Here is a 15332-nt window from a genome sequence, read left to right on the forward strand (position 1 = left end):
CTTCCGGCTGCCAGGGTCTGGCGTCTTGCCTCCTTTCGGTTACTGACCTGATCCGGTGCGGTCCCGCACCGCGTGTACCATCGTAACGTGATGCGTAAGGGGGTTCGTTGCCGTGATGCGGCACCGGGCATGGGCAGTGATTCTGACTCGATGAAGAAATGAACGGTTCAACCGCGCCAGTCGAAGCCGACCCGCTCAGCAAGGGGACTTCCCGCCTTTCGTCCCGTGGCGACGTCACCGCATTCCTCATGGAATTGTGCGCCGAGATCGGCGCCGACAACTACATGCTCGTCGCCGTCGTCCATGAGCAGGACAGCAACGACGCGCGCATCCTCTGCTCGAACTGGATTTTCGATGCCATCGAACTCGCCGGCAAGCCGCTGATCGCAACGCTGGCGCAGGGGTCGCTGACCGCGGCACCCGGCACCCGACCGCAGCCGCTGGTGACGGACGGCGCGCCGGACACCGACGGCCTGGTCACCGGCGAGGAAGCGCGCCTGCTCGCCGTGCTGGGTCACGCGGAAGTCTATTCGCTGCGCCTCGACGTCGGCCGCCAGCGCCTGTTCTGCCTGTTCTCGTCGGGGAAAGCCGGCAGCATCGATCCGGTCGGCGTCATGCGGGCGCAGCTGAAATGCTGCTACGCGCTGTCGCTGGCCCCGCACCTCTTGGCGCAGGCCTCAATGCGCGACCCGCTTTCCGACCGCGAGCGCGAATGCCTGTTCTGGGTGTCGGAAGGCAAGACCACCGACGAGGTCGCCGTCATCCTCGGCGTCTCCTCCAACACCGTCAACAGCTACATCACCCACGCGATCCAGAAGTTCTCGGCGGCCAACCGGGCGATGGCGATCGCGACCGCGATCAGGAGCGGCATCATTTGACCCACGCCCTTGCCAGCCATGCCGACATCAGGGAAGCCGCCGCTGACCTGTTCAGCCAGGACCGCAACCCCTTCGGCGCCTTTTCCATCGGTTCGCGGACCCACCGGGTGGCCACCATCCCCGATGCGGTGCGGCTTTGCCGCTGGATCGCGATGGATATCAACGCGACCGGCTTCGGCCTGTTCTTCGCCAGCCCGTCGGCCGAACGGGACCGGCTGGTCGCCTGCTTCGACAGCGACTATCCGAGCGTCTCGGTGGCGACGAAATTCATGTCGGGCGCGGGCGGCGAGGACATGGTGCGCCACACCCGCATCTCGACGCAGCCGTGCTGGTGGAGCGACGACGGCGTGCCCGGCTCCGATGCGGCCTTCCGCACCCTTGCCTGGGTCGACAGGACGGCGCCGCTGGTGCCCGGCACCACCGGCATCGCCTTTCCCGTCCATGCCGATCGCGGCCAGTGTGGATTGGCGGTGTTCTTCGGGCCGCACATCGCCTTGCAGCAGGATCAGCTTTACGAAATTCATGCCCGCTGCTTCACGCTGTTTGCCGGCGTGGCGCTGATCCGGCCCGGCGACGCGGGTCGCTCCAGGGCCATCTCGAAGCGCGAACTGGAATGCCTGAAGCTGACCGCCAACGGCTACACCAGCGAAGCCATCGCGAAGCTGCTGAAGCTGTCGGTGCACACCGCCAACCAGTATCTCACCCAATGCGCCCAGAAGCTCAACGCCGTCAGCCGCACCCAGGCGGTGGCCAAGGCGCTGCGGCTCGGCCTGATCGAGTAGGATGGAACCGTCCGGAGATCGGCTTGGGCCGTCCCCCCTTCGGCTGGCCTATCTCACCTTTTCCGGCTTGCGGATGCGCGCCCGCTCGATGGCGGCCTGCAGCAGGGCGGTATTGCGGGACGGGTCCTCGTCCGGCTGCTCGAACGAGACGTAGTTGACCACGACCGACGCCTCATGCTCGGTGAGCGTCAACTGGAAATAGACGGTGATGCCGGGCGGCCTCAGTTCGAGGTCCAGCACGATCCGCGGCTGCCCGCTCCAGTCGACATGCGCCTCGCCGCCATGGCCCAGCCGCAGCATGCCCGGCAGGAAGAACAGTTCGGCCGCCGAATCGACGATATCCGAAAGACAGGCGAAGTGCTCCAGCCGGATGAAGGCGATATAGTCGGCCACCTCGACGAAGCGGAGTTCCCGCACCACCGGTTCGATGGCCCCGGCGACGATGACTTCGCGCGAATCGGCATAAGGCTGTCGGTTCATTCAGCGGTGGACCATCCGTTCATGTTAGCTGCCGACGCTCCGATTTCCTTGAGTAGACGACCCGTACGAGCTCGGCGACAGCCTGGTAGAATTGCGACGGGATCACACTATCCACCGAAACTTGCTTGTACATGGAACGGGCGAGCGCCACGTCCTCGAAGACGGGAATGCCGTGCTCCGCCGCGATCTCGCGGATCTTCAGCGCCACCAGATCCTGCCCCTTGGCGAGCACGAGGGGGGCGGAGTCTTCCTCGCGTACATATTTGAGGGCGATGGAGAAGTGGGTCGGGTTGGCGATAACCAGGGTTGCGCGCGGTACCGCCGCCATCATGCGCCGGCGCGAGCGGTCGCGCGCCAGCGAGCGCAGGCGTGAGCGCACGATCGGGTCGCCTTCGGACTGCTTCAGTTCGTCCTTCACCTCCTGCTTGCTCATGCGCATGTCGCGCTTCCAGCTGAAGCGCGACCAGACGAGGTCGGCGCTGGCGATCAGCGCCATGACGAAGACGATGGCGACCAGGATGTCGACGCCGATACTGCGGATGACCATCGCGAATTCGAGCGGGTTGGTCATCATGCCGGCCAGCAGCCGGCGGTGGTCCTGCGACAGCGTGAACACCAGCACGACGCTCGCGAAGCCGACCTTGGCCAGCGACTTCAGGAATTCGACGAAGCCCTGCAGGCCGAACAGCCGGTTCCAGCCCTTGGCGAGCGAAATGCGCGAAAGCTGCGGCCGGATGCGCTCGCCGACGAACTGCGGCACGTTCTGGAACACGGAGGCCCCGACGCCGGCGATCACCAGCAACGCGAGCAGGCTCGTCACCGCCTGCGCGATCGCCATCATCACCGACTTGTAGAGTTCGATGACGTCGGTCTCGGTGTCGAGCGGCCAGGCTTCCGGCTTCTCCAGGAACACCGACAGGAACAGGCCGAGATCGACGAAGGCGTCGCGGGCGTAAAAGACGGTGTAGATCAAGATGGCGAGGAAGGAGGCCAGAAGAGCGGTCTCACGCGAGTTGGGCAGCTTGCCCTGCTCGATGGTGTCGCGAACCTTCTTCTCGGTCGCTTCCTCGGTCTTTGAGTCCTTGTCGACCGGATCGGCCATGGCTCAGCCGAAGCTCAGGCCGCTTCGGCAGGCTGCGTCGCCGGCAGGTCGAAGGCGCCTTCGCGCGCCATGCGGATCGCGGTGGCGGCGATCTCCTTGCGGGCCTGGAGGATGTCCTTTTGCTGGACGTTCTGCGAACCCTGCCCGAGTTCGGATTCGATCATGCGGCGCGAGCGCGCGCCGATCGAGGAAAGCGCGGCTTCGACCACCTGGGGCTCGGCCCCGCGCAGCGCCACCGTCACCAGTTCGCTCGACAGGCCGTCGAACAGCGCCACGCGCGCCTTCTGGTCGAGCAGCAGCACGTCCTCGAAGGCGAAAAGCCGCGCCTTGATCGCCGCCAGGTCGGGGATGCCCGAGCTTTCCATGTCCCGCATGACCTCTTCGAGCTCGGACTTGTCCATCTCGTTGAGCATGCTGGCGACGCGCGCCTGCCCGGCGGCATTGTCCTTGGACGAGGTTTCGGCCAGCACATGGGTGCGCAACTGGCTTTCCACGATCCGCGTCGCCGTCTCGGGAACATTGGTCAGCGTGACCATGCGGGCGATGATGACGTTGCGCTGCGGGTTTTCCAGCGTCAGCAGCACCTTGGCGGCAGCCGCCGGTGACAGTTTCGACAGCACCATGGCCGCCGTCTGCGCATGTTCGCGCGACAGGAAGGTCCCGAGCCGGGAGGGGTCGAGTTTCTCGAGCTCGGGCCAGATCGGCGGCGCGCCGGCGGCGACTTCCGGCTTCTTGCCGCCCATGAGGGCGTTCATTTCTTCCGCCGACAGCGATTCGTTGAGGATGGTGTCCATCTTGTCGGCGGAATCGAGCAGTCCCGCGCCCTCGGTGAACTCGGCCTCGAACTCGGCGACGATGCGCTCGAGATCGGCCTGCGGAATGGTGCGCAGCAACCGCGCGCCCTCGATCAGCGCCTTCAGTTCCTCCTGCTTGAAGAATTTCAGCAGCCGGCTGGCCGACGGCTTGCCCATCGCCACCAGGATGGCGGCGGCCTTCTGCGGCCGCGTCAGCGTCAGCGGCTGGCTCATGCCGGTCCTCCGCAATCATGGATACGCCGTCCTGCATGGGCTACCCCCGCCCCTAGCCCCTCCCCGCAAGGGGGAGGGGAATCCTGAGGCGCCATTCCGCAATCGAGCTTCGGTCGCGGGAGCGGTGCGGAATAGGTGTCCCCCTCCCCCTTGTGGGGACGGGTTAGGGGTGGGGGTATGAAGCCAGCGGCCAGCCGCATCGTCAGGCGCTCTTTGCGGTGGCGACGATCTCGGTCAGGCGGATGCCGAAGCGCGAGGGGTCGTTGTCGAGCACGGTGATTTCGCCGCGCGCGATGCGGCGGCCGTTGACCACGACGTCGACCGGCTCGCCGATGCGGCGGTCGAGCGCCACCGTCGAGCCCTTCTGCAACGCCATCAGTTCCGACACCGGCATCTCGGTGCTGCCGAGCACGATCTGTACTTCGACGGGAATGTTCATGATGATGCTGGAATTGGCCCCTGCCCCGGCGCGGGAAGCGGCTTCCGGCCGTCTCTGCTCTTCCTTGAGCACGCCGCGCAGTTCCTCGATCGCCCGGTCGAGCTGCTCGTCGGGCATGTCGGTGCCGGCATCCGCTTCGGTCTGGCTCATGCGTCGTCTCCAAGTCGCCTGTCAGCCGGGCAAAAGCCCGTCGATAAAGTCCTGTCCGGCATCGAAGGGATGCCTCACCCGAACGGTGTAGTTCTGCCCGAGCTTGCCGAATTCGCACACGAACAGCGTCTGGCCACGCGCCGAAAGCCGCGCCTGCGTCTGTGCGGCCTCGTCCAGTTCGATGACCTGCCCTTCCTCGAAAGTGGCGAGATCGGCGAGCGTCAGCCGCGACAGCGGCATCGTCGCCTCCAGCGTCACGGTCGAGCGCATGACTTCCTCGGAGAAGCGGTCACGCCATTCGGAGGCCGGCGCCCCTTCTCTTGCCGCCATGCCGGTATCGCCGCGATGCTTCAACAGCACGCGCTGCGGCATCGTCAGCGCCATCGTGCCGCGCGAGGCCGGCGTCGCCAGCGAGAAGCAGACCCGCACAGCCGGCCCGTCACGCAGGATGCGCCGCGCCATGTCCTTGCCGGTGATGGCCAGAGGCAGCGGCAGCTTGAATTCGAAGGCGCGCGGTCCCGACCCATTCATCGCCTGCGCCACCTGCTCGAACACCATCGTCGCGACGTCGATCTCGAGCGGCGACAGATCGCGCTCGATCGGCGGCACCGGCTCCTGCGGATCGCCGCCGAACAGTGTGCCGACCACGACGGCGAGCCCGTCATTGTCGATCGACAGCACCAGCGCATCCGGCGACGAGGCGGAGGCCGCGATCGTCATGGCATGGTTGGCCGCATCCGGGCGCGCCTCGACGAAACGGCAAAGCTCGATGCTGGCGACCTCGATGGCGAGCGGGGTCGCCATGCTTTCTTCCAGCCCGCGCATGATGGCCGGCACGCTACGCTCGGCCAGCGCCCGGGCGGCGGCTTCCACCTGCTCGGGCTCGCCGGTATCGCCGACCAGCCGCTCGACGATTGATGCGCGCGTATCGGCGGGGCTGGCCGGGCTCGTCATGCTCTATATCCGCTCGCGACCGGCATCATGACGTCACGCGGCCTGCTTTTCGGGGGCGCCGGTGTTCATGGTGCTCTGCTCGACGGCATCGATCGAGGGACGGTCGTGGGACGAGATCGTCTTGCGGCCGAATTCGATCGCCACCTGCGGCAGCGAGCCGTTCATGTAGGCCAGCAGCGTCTGCTTGACGATGACGTAGAGCCGGTTGTTCTTTTCACGGATGTTCTTCATCTTGGCCGCGATCGGCCCGACCACCGCATAGGAAAGAAAGATGCCGAGGAAAGTGCCGACCAGCGCCGCGCCGATCAGCTCGCCGAGCACTTCGGGCGACTGGTCGAGCGCGCCCATCGCCTTGACCACGCCGAGCACCGCCGCGACGATGCCGAGCGCCGGCAGGCCGTCGCCCACCGCCACCATGGCGTGATAGGACTTCAGCTTCTCGCTGCGGATTGTCTGGATTTCCTCGTCCATCAGCGCCTCGATCTCGTGCGAGCGGGCGTTGCCGATGATAATGATGCGGCAGTAGTCGCAGATGAAATTCCGGAGGTCGACGTTCTTCATGACCGTCGGAAAGACCTGGAAGATCGCCGATTCCTCGGCATTGTCGATATGCGCCTCGACCTCGCTGCGCGACTTGGAGCGCAGTTCGCGCATCAGCGCGTGCAGGACGCCGAGCGTCTCGAGATAATCCTGCTCCTTCGGCACCGAGCCCTTCAGCGCCTCGACGATCCCCCTGCCGGTGTCCTTCACCGTCTTCATCGAGTTGGCGACGATGAAGGTTCCGAGCGCCGCGCCGCAGATGACGATGGCTTCGTAGGGCTGGATCAGGACGCGCAGATGCCCGCCCATGGCCATGAAGCCGCCAAGGACGCAGCCGAGCGTCACCACCAGTCCGATCAGAATGCCCACGGCCGCCCTTTCGAAGTCAAATCAGCAGTCCAGTGCCATCCACTAGCGCGCCTGCCTTGTGTGAGGCTTGAATCCGCCGCGCAGGCGTGCCGATTCAGCTTCGCGCAAGGAAGTCGGCCTATCTTGCCGGGCTGAAGCCGGGCGGAGATGCGCCATGTTGAACACCTATACGAGCTATCAGCTGATCGCTCGCGACATCCCGAGGGCGATCGGCCAGGTCCAGACGCAACCGGCGGTGAAGCGCGAAACCGACTATTACCTCGCCAATATCGGCAAGGTGAAAACCGTCGACGATTTCGTCAACGACCAGCGCCTGTTCAGCTACGCGATGAAGGCCTTCGGCCTCGGCGATATGACCTACGCCAAGGCCTTCATGGTCAAGGCACTCAAGGAAGGCGTCACCGACCCCAACAGTTTCGCCAACAAGCTGACCGACAAGCGCTATGCGCAGTTCGTCGCCGCCTTCAACTTCACGAAGCTCGGCGAAAGCGCGACGACCTATAATCCGGCCCAACAAGGGATTACCCAGAACTACGTGCTCCAGGTCGGCCTCGGAGGCGTGCAGGACGGGTTCACCGACTACCGGAACGAAACCGCCTACTACCTGACCAACATCTCGTCGGTGAAGTCGATCGACGACCTGATGGGCAACGAGCGCCTGCTCACCTATGCGATGGCGGCGTTCGGGCTCGACGCCGTGACCGAGCCGCCCGAACGCGTGCGCGCGATGCTCGAGGGCGGCGTCAGCGACCCCGGCAGCCCCGCCAACCAGTTGCCCGACAAGAAATACGCGGCTTTCGTCGCCGCCTTCAATTTCGTCGAGCATGGCGACCAGACGACCGCCAGCGACGATGTCCAGGTCGCGGTGCCGAAGGGCTACATGGCCGGCACCGGACTGGTGCTGCCGAAAGTCTCGGCCGACTACATCAAGGCCGAGGCCGATTATTATGCGAAGAACATCGGCAACGTGAAATCGATCGACGGCCTGATGAAGGATCAGCGCCTGCTGTCCTTCGCCATGGCCGCCTACGGGCTCGACGCCTCGACCGAAACGCCGCAGACGATCCGCGCAATGCTGGAAGGCGGCGTCGGCGACCCCGAAAGCCCCGCGAATAAGCTTGCCGACAAGAGCTACGCCAATTTCGTCTCCGCCTTCGACTTCGCCGGGTTCGGCGACCAGGCGACGACGCGCGACGAGGTGCTGAAGCTGACGCCGAAGCTTTACGTCTCCGAATCCCAGTTGGGCCTGATCCGGCCCAACAAGGCCTATATCCAGGCCGAGACAGCCTACTACACGGCCAACATCGTCCATGTGAAATCCATCGACGACCTGTTTGCCGACAGCAGGCTCTATAATTACGCGCTTGCCTCCTACGGCCTCGATCCGGCGAAAGAGGACAAGAACCTCATCCGCCGTGTGCTGGAAGGCGGCATCCGCGACCCCGACAGCGTCGCCAACAAGATGGACAACAAGGTCTATGCCGGCCTGGCCACCGCCTTCAACTTCGAGCAGTATGGCGAGGCCGCGACCACCTACGTGCCGGCACGGCAGGGCACCGTCGACAAATACATGCGCCAGACGTTGGAGGAAAACGCCGGCAAGACCAACGAGGGCGTGCGCCTGGCGCTGAACTTCCAGCGCAAGGCCGGCGACATCACCAACTGGTATGACGTGCTGGCCGACAAGGCGCTGGCCAGCGTGGTGCGCACCGCGCTCGGCCTGCCCGATTCCTTCGCCACTGCCGATATCGACAAGCAGGCGGCCCTGTTCGAGAGCAAACTCGACATCGCCGATTTCACCGACCCGGTGAGGCTTTCCAAGTTCCTCAGCCGTTTCACCACTCTTTACGAAATCGACCATCCGACATCGAGCGCGCAGACCTCGGTCAGCGTCCTGTTCGCCCAGCCGACCGCCATCGGCATCTCGACCGATCTGATGATCGCCATGCAGAATCTGAGGTACTGAAGGCCGATGCAGGACAGTCTCTACGTTTCGCTTTCCGCCCAGATCGCGCTCGAGCGCCGGCTCGATACCATCGCCGACAACGTCGCCAACGCCTCGACCGTCGGTTTCCGCGCCACCGGGGTGAAATTCGAGGACGTCGTTACCGGCACCGGGCAGAAGGCGGTTTCCTTTGCATCTTCCGGCAACACCTATCTTTCCACCCGCCACGGCTCGCTGACGGAAACCGGCAACCCGTTCGACTTCGCCATCCAGGGCGACGCCTGGTTCGGCATCGAGACGCCGGCAGGCACGGTGATGACCCGCGACGGCCGCTTCTCGATGAACGAGAACGGCGAGTTGCGATCGATCGAAGGCTACCGCGTGCTCGACGCCGGCGGCGCGCCGATCCAACTCGACCCGCGCGGCGGCCCGCCCAGGGCCAGCGCTGACGGGTCGCTGCGCCAGGGCGACCACATGGTCGGCGCGATCGGCCTGTTCACCTTCGAGCCCGGCGCGAATTTCGTCCGCTTCGGCAATTCCGGCATCGTTCCGGCACGCGAGCCCGAGCCGGTGGTCGACCGCGCCGATGCCGGCGTGGCGCAAGGCTTCGTCGAGGAATCCAACGTCAATCCCGTGCAGGAAATGACCCGGCTGATCATGGTCCAGCGCGCCTTCGAGAACACGGCGGCGCTGATACGCCAGGCGACGGCGTCCAGCGACGACGCCATCAAGACGCTCGGCTCCAAGTAGCGCCGGCGCGATGGGTCCGGCAAACTCCCCCGTGCGGGCGGGCGAACCGCCATCCGCCGACGAGCCGGAAGGCTCGCTGGCGACGCTCGAGCGCCTGTGGACCCGCTTCCGCGACGATACGACGCTGCTGCGCCACGGCGGCCGCATCGCCGAGGTGTCGGCCACCCACTACAAGGTAAGCGGCCTCTCGCAGGTCGCCCGGCTCGGCGACATCGTCGAACACCGCAGCCATGCCGGGACCCGCAGCGGCGAGATCGTCCAGATCGCGCGCGACGAGGTCGTGGTCGCCCCCTTCGAGCGCAGCGCCGACGCAGGCATCGGCGACGCCGTCTTCCGCCGCGGGCCGTTCACGGTCGAGCCGCACGCCAGTTGGCGCGGCCGCGTCATCGACGCGCTCGCCCGCCCCATCGACGGCGGACCGCCGCTTGTGCGCAGCGGCACCGGGGACGGCGACGGCAGCGCCACGCCGGGGGCGCTCGCCCGCCAGCGCGTCGGCACCGCCTTTTCGACCGGCGTGCGCGTCATCGACATCTTCACGCCGCTATGTTTCGGCCAGCGGCTCGGTGTCTTCGCCGGCTCAGGCGTCGGCAAGTCGACGCTGCTCGCCATGCTCGCCGGCGCCGATGCCTTCGACACGGTGGTCGTGGCGCTGATCGGCGAGCGTGGCCGCGAGGTGCGCGAATTCCTCGAGGACACGATCGGCCAATCGATGGCCAAGACCGTCGCTGTGGTCGCCACCAGCGACGAGAGCGCCATGATGCGGCGGCGCGCGCCCGACACCGCCATGCGGGTTGCCGAACACTTCCGCGACCAGGGCCAGCGCGTGCTGCTGGTGCTGGATTCGATCACCCGTTTCGCCCATGCGCTGCGCGAAGTGGCGACGGGAACGGGCGAGCCACCGGTGGCGCGCGGCTATCCGGCATCCGTCTTCACCGACCTGCCCAAGCTGCTCGAACGCGCCGGTCCGGGCGCCGAGGGAAAGGGCTCCATCACCGCCATCATCTCGGTGCTGATCGACGGCGACGACCACAACGACCCCGTCGCCGATTGCGTGCGCGGCATCCTCGACGGCCATGTCGTGCTCGACCGCGGGATCGCCGAGCAGGGCCGCTATCCGCCGGTCAATCCGCTGTCGTCCATCTCCCGGCTTGCCGGCAAGGCGTGGTCGCCGGAACAGCGCGTGCTGGTGACCAGGTTGAAATCGATGATCTCCCGCTTTGAGGATACGCGCGATATCCGGCTGCTCGGAGCCTACCAGGGCGGCGCCGATGCCGAACTGGACCTCGCCGTGCGCCAGGTTCCCCTGATCTACGAAGCGCTCACGCAGTCGCCGAAAGACCCGCCGTCGGCGGACCCGTTCGCGGATCTGGCGCACCACCTGAGAGGCAACCAGAATGCCGGCTCCTGATCCCGAACGGCAACGCACCGAGCGCCTGCTGCACGAAATGCTCGACGAGGCGCATGCCGCCCAGAACGCGGCCGAGGAGAGCCGCAAGTCGCTTTTGCAGGGGTTGTTTTCGCCAAGGCAGGACGGCGAAGCGAGCCGGGAGAACCCGAAACCTCGGCAGGGTGCGCTCGCGGCGCCGTCGCAATGGCCGCGCCCGCCGCAGGCTCAGTTTCCCAAGCCGGAAAGCAAGGCCGGCCGGCGCAGCGACCTGGTGGTGGCGGCCCTCGGCGTCGCCCTCGGACTGATCTGCGCGCTGTTTCCCTGGTACATTTTCTATAACGACGTCCGCTTCACCACCCACGGCCTTTATGTGGGCGGCACCGGCGAGCGTGGCGGACGCATCGTCAACCCCAACCCGGCGGCCGGCAGCACCGGCCCGGAAACCGCCCAGGACCGATTGCCGCAAAATCTCGACCTATTCGCCACCGGAACGCCGGCCGAGGAGCGCGAGGACCCGGCCAAGGCGCCCGGCCTCGACCAGCAGCCTTTTCCGGCCGATACCAGCTTCCGCCTCGTCCACGTCGCCAACGGCCGCGCCATGATCGAGGACGACGCCGGCCTGTGGATCGTGCAGCCGGGGTCGACCTTGCCGGACAACAGCAAGGTCGCCACCATCGAACGGCGCGGCGGCAAATGGGTGCTGGTCACCAGCACCAACACGGTCATCGAGCCAACTCGATAGCGTCCGCGCGCAAGGCCCGCGCAAGACTGGCACCGTAATCTTCGGCAGTTGCCCGGAGATTCTCATGGAGCCCGTCACCCTTTTCGATCTTGCCAGCAAGCAGGCCGAGTGGCTTGCCGTGCGCCAGTCGTCCGTTGCCGGCAACATCGCCAACGCCAACACCCCCGGCTACACCGCAACCGACGTCGTGCCGTTCGAAAAGGTGCTCGACCAGACGAGCGTATCGCTGCGCGCCACCCAGTCTGGCCATCTCGGCTTCGGCGCCAGCGAGGCCGGCTTTGCCGTCAGGCCGCAGGAATTCGACGGCGCGGTCATGCCCTCGAAGAACACCGTGGTGCTGGAAGACGAACTGCTGAAGGCCGGCGAGGTGCGCCGCGCCTTCGAACTCAACACGGCCATCGTCAAGGCATTCCACGCCATGGTGATGACTGCGGTGAAGGGCTGACCATGGACGCCCTGACCGCCGCCCTCAAGGTTGCCGCTTCCGGCCTCGGCGCCCAGTCGGAGCGCTTGCGCGTCGTCTCCGAAAACCTCGCCAACGCCCAGTCCACGGGCACGACCGCCGGCTCCGACCCCTACCGGCGCAAGACCATCAGCTTCGTTTCCGAACTCGACCGCGCCTCCGGCGTGTCGCTGGTCGGCATCAATGCGATCGATCGCGACCATTCCGCCTTTCCCGTCGAGTTCCAGCCCGGCAACGAGGCGGCCGACGAAAAGGGCTACGTCAAGATGCCCAACGTCAACCCGCTGATCGAAATGGCCGACATGCAGGAGGCCAACCGCTCCTACGAGGCCAATCTGCAGGTCATCAAGCAGGCCCGCGACCTCATTTCCATGACCATCGACCTGATGAGGAGCTGACATGGTTGGAGGCATCGGGATCGGCGGCATCGGCGCCCTTCAGTTCAAGCCGGCACTCGGCGGCGCGGACGGCGCGACCAACCTGTTGCAAGGCGGCGCGGCAGCAACACCCGCGGCCGGCGGCGACGTCGCCGCTTCCTTCGCCGACGCGCTGAGCCAGGCCGCGTCGAAGACGGTCGGCACGCTCGAAAACGCCGAGAAGATGTCGATCCAGGCGCTCAAGGGCGACGCCGACACCCGCCAGGTGGTCGATGCGGTGATGGACGCCCAGCAGGCGCTGCAGACCGCCGTCGCCATCCGCGACAAGATCGTCTCCGCCTATCTCGAAGTCAGCCGCATGGCCATCTGAGGAATTTCCCGTGAAAGCACTCGCCATCGCCGCCACCGGCATGAACGCCCAGCAGACCAACCTGGAAGTCATCGCCAACAACATCGCCAACATCAACACCACCGGCTACAAGCGGGCGCGCGCCGAGTTCTCCGACCTGCTCTACCAGGTCGACCGCACGCAGGGCGTGCCGAACCGCGCCAACACCTCGATCGTGCCGGAAGGCGTCTCGATCGGCCTCGGCGTCAAGACCACCGCGGTGCGCAACGTCCACACCCAGGGGCAACTGGCCAATACCGGCAACAGCTTCGACCTCGCGCTGACCGGCAAGGGCTGGTTCCAGATCGAAGCCGCCGACGGCTCGACGCTCTACAGCCGCGCCGGCGCCTTCAACACCAACGCCGAAGGCCAGCTGGTGACGGTCGACGGCGCCAACGTCGTCCCCGCGATCATGGTGCCGCAGGACGCCGTCGAGGTCATCGTCAACAAGACCGGGCAGGTGTTCGCGCGCGTCGACGGCCAGATTGACCTGCAGAACATCGGCCAGCTGACGCTCGCCAACTTCGCCAACGAAGCGGGCCTTGCCCCGCTCGGCGACAACCTGTTCCAGGAAACGACGGCATCCGGCCCCGCCAATATCGGCGTTCCCGGCGACCCCGGCTTCGCCACGATCGAGCAGGGTTATCTGGAATCCTCCAATGTCGATCCGGTCAAGGAAATCACCGATCTGATCTCGGCGCAGCGCGCCTACGAGATGAATTCCAAGGTCATCCAGGCCGCCGACGACATGGCCTCCGTCGTTTCCAAGAACATCCGGTAACAGGCCGTGTCGCTGTCGCCCCTACGCCCCTTCCTGCTGTGCGCCGCCCTCGCCGCCGCGCTGGCCGGCGTCTGCGCGCCGGCATTCGGAGAGGAGACCGTGGTTGCGGCGAGCCAGCCGGCGGGAGAGGTCGTGCTCATCCCCGACCGCGTCATCTATCCGGGCGAGACCATCGCGCCCGGCGCGCTGAAGGAAGTGACGCTCGTTCCCGGCAAGAAGAAACCCGATGCGGTCGCCACCCGCTTGGAGGAGCTGGACGGCAAGATCGCCAAGCGCACGCTGCTGCCCGGCCACTACATTCCGGTCAACGCCATCCGCGCGCCGTGGCTGGTCGAACAGGGCGCGCCGGTGCAGGTCATCTTCGCCGCCGGCGCGCTGACCATCTCGGCCGCCGCCGTCACGCTCGAACCGGGCTCGGCCGGCGATCTCGTCAAGGTGCGCAACGTCGACAGCGGCAAGATCTTTTCCGGCACGGTGATGGCCGACGGCACCATCCGGATCGGCGCGTCATGAAGCGGACCCTGATCCTCGCCCTCGCCGCGACCATCTTTTGCCTGCAACCAGCCGTCGCCGACGGGTTGTCGGCCAAGGCCAGGCGCGAACTGGCGGCCAAAGGCTTCGACGACCCCAACTACGACGCCAAGACCACGGCGCGCATGTTCCAGGTGTCCACCCGGCCGAGCTCGCTGCCGCCGGGCCAGGTCGCCTCGCGCATCAAGGACATCGCCCAGTTGCAGAGCGCGCGCGACAATCAGCTCGTCGGTTACGGTCTGGTGATCGGCCTGCAGGGCTCGGGTGACTCGTTGCGCAACTCGCCCTTCACAGAGCAGTCGATCCGCGCCATGCTGGAAAACCTCGGCATCGCCACCCAGGGCGGCAGCGCGCGTGCCAAGAATGTTGCCGCCGTCATCGTTACCGCCAACATGCCGCCCTTCGTGCAATCGGGCGCGCGCATCGATATCGACGTCTCCTCGATGGGCGACGCCTCCTCGCTTGCCGGCGGCACGCTGATCATGACCCCGCTGAAGGCGGCGGACGGCCAGATCTATGCCGTCGGCCAGGGTTCGGTCATCGTCTCCGGCTTCAACGCGCAAGGGCAGGCTGAGCAGTTGACCCAGGGCGTGCCGACCTCCGGGCGCGTGCCCAACGGCGCCATCGTCGAGCGCGCGGTCGAGGCCGAGTTCGGCGACCAGCAGGTGCTGACGCTGCAACTGCGCAATCCGGATTTCTCCACCGCCGTGCGCATCGCGGATGCCATCAACGACTATACCGGCCAGCGCTTCGGCGTACGCGTGGCGGCCGAGCGGGACGCGCGCACCGTCTCCGTCAAGAAGCCGAAGAACATCGCCGCCGCCCGCTTCTATGCCGAGATCGAGAATCTCGTCGTCGAATCCGACGCCCCGGCCCGCGTCGTCATCGACGAGCGTACCGGCACCATCGTCATCGGCAACGAGGTCCGGATTTCGCGCGTCGCCATCAGTCACGGCACGTTGACCGTGCGCATCACCGAAGCGCCGCGCGTGGTGCAGCCGGAGCCGTTCTCGAAGGGCGAAACCGCGGTCGAACCCTATACCGCGATCGACGCGAGCCAACCCAACGCGCGCGTCGCCGTGCTCGACGGGCCGAACCTCGAAACGCTGGTTTCCGGCCTGAACCGCCTCGGCGTCAAGCCGGACGGCATCATCGCCATCCTCCAGGGCATCAAGTCGGCCGGCGCGCTGCAAGCCGATCTGGTGGTGCAATGAGGAGCCTGCCGATGATCGCGGGGCAATTGCAT

18 protein-coding genes are annotated in these 15332 nt (G+C 66.3%); 12 read left to right on the plus strand and 6 right to left on the minus strand.

Features of this window, described 5'->3' with window-relative positions:
- Positions 1–158 precede the first annotated feature (158 nt).
- Together ACFOHJ_RS03580 and ACFOHJ_RS03585 are read left to right on the plus strand one after the other, a co-directional pair.
- Entirely contained in the window at positions 159–878 is a 720-nt protein-coding gene (locus ACFOHJ_RS03580; RefSeq protein WP_378218602.1) for a helix-turn-helix transcriptional regulator, read from the plus strand.
- Positions 875–1660, plus strand: a complete 786-nt coding sequence (locus tag ACFOHJ_RS03585; RefSeq protein ID WP_378218604.1) for a helix-turn-helix transcriptional regulator — start codon at positions 875–877, stop codon at positions 1658–1660. The genes ACFOHJ_RS03580 and ACFOHJ_RS03585 overlap by 4 nt, the downstream gene beginning before the upstream one ends.
- 48 nt (positions 1661–1708) lie before the next feature.
- On the opposite strand, the gene ACFOHJ_RS03590 is transcribed toward ACFOHJ_RS03585, so the two are convergent.
- From ACFOHJ_RS03590 to motA, 6 genes are all read right to left on the minus strand, one after another.
- Entirely contained in the window at positions 1709–2140 is a 432-nt protein-coding gene (locus tag ACFOHJ_RS03590; protein ID WP_378218606.1) for a hypothetical protein, read from the minus strand.
- Positions 2141–2159: 19 nt separating this feature from the next.
- Entirely contained in the window at positions 2160–3242 is a 1083-nt protein-coding gene (flhB, locus tag ACFOHJ_RS03595; RefSeq protein WP_378218608.1) for a flagellar biosynthesis protein FlhB, read from the minus strand.
- 14 nt (positions 3243–3256) lie between these two features.
- Positions 3257–4270 (minus strand): flagellar motor switch protein FliG, encoded by a 1014-nt coding sequence (locus ACFOHJ_RS03600; protein WP_378218610.1) that lies wholly within the window; start codon positions 4268–4270, stop codon positions 3257–3259.
- A gap of 202 nt (positions 4271–4472) precedes the next feature.
- The gene (gene fliN / locus ACFOHJ_RS03605) at positions 4473–4859 is read right to left on the minus strand and encodes a flagellar motor switch protein FliN (RefSeq protein ID WP_378218612.1); all 387 of its coding nucleotides are present in this window, start codon (positions 4857–4859) and stop codon (positions 4473–4475) included.
- A 21-nt stretch (positions 4860–4880) separates the two neighbouring features.
- Complete coding sequence (locus tag ACFOHJ_RS03610; RefSeq protein ID WP_378218614.1) at positions 4881–5813, minus strand: FliM/FliN family flagellar motor switch protein; 933 nt, start codon at positions 5811–5813, stop codon at positions 4881–4883.
- Positions 5814–5846: 33 nt separating this feature from the next.
- Positions 5847–6722: a flagellar motor stator protein MotA gene (gene motA / locus ACFOHJ_RS03615; RefSeq protein WP_378218616.1), complete on the minus strand. Its 876-nt coding sequence runs from the start codon at positions 6720–6722 to the stop codon at positions 5847–5849.
- Positions 6723–6876: 154 nt separating this feature from the next.
- On the opposite strand from motA, the gene ACFOHJ_RS03620 reads away from it, so the two are divergent.
- The 10 genes from ACFOHJ_RS03620 to ACFOHJ_RS03665 all read left to right on the plus strand — a co-directional run bounded on the left by ACFOHJ_RS03620 (position 6877) and on the right by ACFOHJ_RS03665 (position 15300).
- On the plus strand, positions 6877–8688 hold the full coding sequence (locus tag ACFOHJ_RS03620) for a DUF1217 domain-containing protein (RefSeq protein WP_378218618.1): 1812 nt from the start codon (positions 6877–6879) through the stop codon (positions 8686–8688).
- A gap of 6 nt (positions 8689–8694) precedes the next feature.
- Positions 8695–9417 (plus strand): flagellar basal-body rod protein FlgF, encoded by a 723-nt coding sequence (gene flgF / locus ACFOHJ_RS03625; RefSeq protein WP_378218620.1) that lies wholly within the window; start codon positions 8695–8697, stop codon positions 9415–9417.
- A 10-nt stretch (positions 9418–9427) separates the two neighbouring features.
- A complete protein-coding gene (gene fliI, locus ACFOHJ_RS03630; protein WP_378218622.1) occupies positions 9428–10825 on the plus strand; it encodes a flagellar protein export ATPase FliI in 1398 nt (465 codons plus the stop codon).
- A complete protein-coding gene (locus tag ACFOHJ_RS03635; protein WP_378218624.1) occupies positions 10812–11546 on the plus strand; it encodes a hypothetical protein in 735 nt (244 codons plus the stop codon). The genes fliI and ACFOHJ_RS03635 overlap by 14 nt, the downstream gene beginning before the upstream one ends.
- 64 nt (positions 11547–11610) lie before the next feature.
- Positions 11611–11991, plus strand: a complete 381-nt coding sequence (flgB, locus tag ACFOHJ_RS03640; RefSeq protein WP_378218626.1) for a flagellar basal body rod protein FlgB — start codon at positions 11611–11613, stop codon at positions 11989–11991.
- Positions 11992–11993: 2 nt separating this feature from the next.
- Positions 11994–12407 (plus strand): flagellar basal body rod protein FlgC, encoded by a 414-nt coding sequence (gene flgC, locus ACFOHJ_RS03645; RefSeq protein ID WP_378218628.1) that lies wholly within the window; start codon positions 11994–11996, stop codon positions 12405–12407.
- Positions 12408–12420: 13 nt separating this feature from the next.
- Positions 12421–12756 carry a flagellar hook-basal body complex protein FliE gene (locus ACFOHJ_RS03650; protein ID WP_378218713.1) on the plus strand — a complete coding sequence of 112 codons (336 nt, stop codon included), beginning with the start codon at positions 12421–12423 and terminating at the stop codon, positions 12754–12756.
- A 10-nt stretch (positions 12757–12766) separates the two neighbouring features.
- On the plus strand, positions 12767–13555 hold the full coding sequence (flgG, locus tag ACFOHJ_RS03655) for a flagellar basal-body rod protein FlgG (RefSeq protein ID WP_378218631.1): 789 nt from the start codon (positions 12767–12769) through the stop codon (positions 13553–13555).
- 6 nt (positions 13556–13561) lie between these two features.
- Positions 13562–14068, plus strand: coding sequence for a flagellar basal body P-ring formation chaperone FlgA (gene flgA, locus ACFOHJ_RS03660; protein ID WP_378218633.1), 507 nt, complete (start codon positions 13562–13564; stop codon positions 14066–14068).
- Entirely contained in the window at positions 14065–15300 is a 1236-nt protein-coding gene (locus ACFOHJ_RS03665) for a flagellar basal body P-ring protein FlgI (RefSeq protein ID WP_378218635.1), read from the plus strand. Before flgA ends, ACFOHJ_RS03665 begins: the two co-directional genes overlap by 4 nt.
- Positions 15301–15332 lie beyond the last annotated feature (32 nt).

The sequence above is a fragment of the Aquamicrobium soli genome (assembly GCF_042646345.1).
Lineage (GTDB): Bacteria > Pseudomonadota > Alphaproteobacteria > Rhizobiales > Rhizobiaceae > Mesorhizobium > Mesorhizobium soli_A.

Excerpts from the sequence above, each read along its gene's own strand:
- ACFOHJ_RS03580 (WP_378218602.1), top strand. The coding sequence starts at position 159 with ATGAACGGTTCAACCGCGCCAGTCGAAGCCGACCCGCTCAGCAAGGGG.
- ACFOHJ_RS03590 (WP_378218606.1), bottom strand. The coding sequence starts at position 2,140 with ATGAACCGACAGCCTTATGCCGATTCGCGCGAAGTCATCGTCGCCGGG.
- flhB (WP_378218608.1), bottom strand. The coding sequence starts at position 3,242 with ATGGCCGATCCGGTCGACAAGGACTCAAAGACCGAGGAAGCGACCGAG.
- ACFOHJ_RS03600 (WP_378218610.1), bottom strand. The coding sequence starts at position 4,270 with ATGAGCCAGCCGCTGACGCTGACGCGGCCGCAGAAGGCCGCCGCCATC.
- fliN (WP_378218612.1), bottom strand. The coding sequence starts at position 4,859 with ATGAGCCAGACCGAAGCGGATGCCGGCACCGACATGCCCGACGAGCAG.
- ACFOHJ_RS03610 (WP_378218614.1), bottom strand. The coding sequence starts at position 5,813 with ATGACGAGCCCGGCCAGCCCCGCCGATACGCGCGCATCAATCGTCGAG.
- ACFOHJ_RS03620 (WP_378218618.1), top strand. The coding sequence starts at position 6,877 with ATGTTGAACACCTATACGAGCTATCAGCTGATCGCTCGCGACATCCCG.
- flgF (WP_378218620.1), top strand. The coding sequence starts at position 8,695 with ATGCAGGACAGTCTCTACGTTTCGCTTTCCGCCCAGATCGCGCTCGAG.
- fliI (WP_378218622.1), top strand. The coding sequence starts at position 9,428 with ATGGGTCCGGCAAACTCCCCCGTGCGGGCGGGCGAACCGCCATCCGCC.
- ACFOHJ_RS03635 (WP_378218624.1), top strand. The coding sequence starts at position 10,812 with ATGCCGGCTCCTGATCCCGAACGGCAACGCACCGAGCGCCTGCTGCAC.
- flgB (WP_378218626.1), top strand. The coding sequence starts at position 11,611 with ATGGAGCCCGTCACCCTTTTCGATCTTGCCAGCAAGCAGGCCGAGTGG.
- flgC (WP_378218628.1), top strand. The coding sequence starts at position 11,994 with ATGGACGCCCTGACCGCCGCCCTCAAGGTTGCCGCTTCCGGCCTCGGC.
- ACFOHJ_RS03665 (WP_378218635.1), top strand. The coding sequence starts at position 14,065 with ATGAAGCGGACCCTGATCCTCGCCCTCGCCGCGACCATCTTTTGCCTG.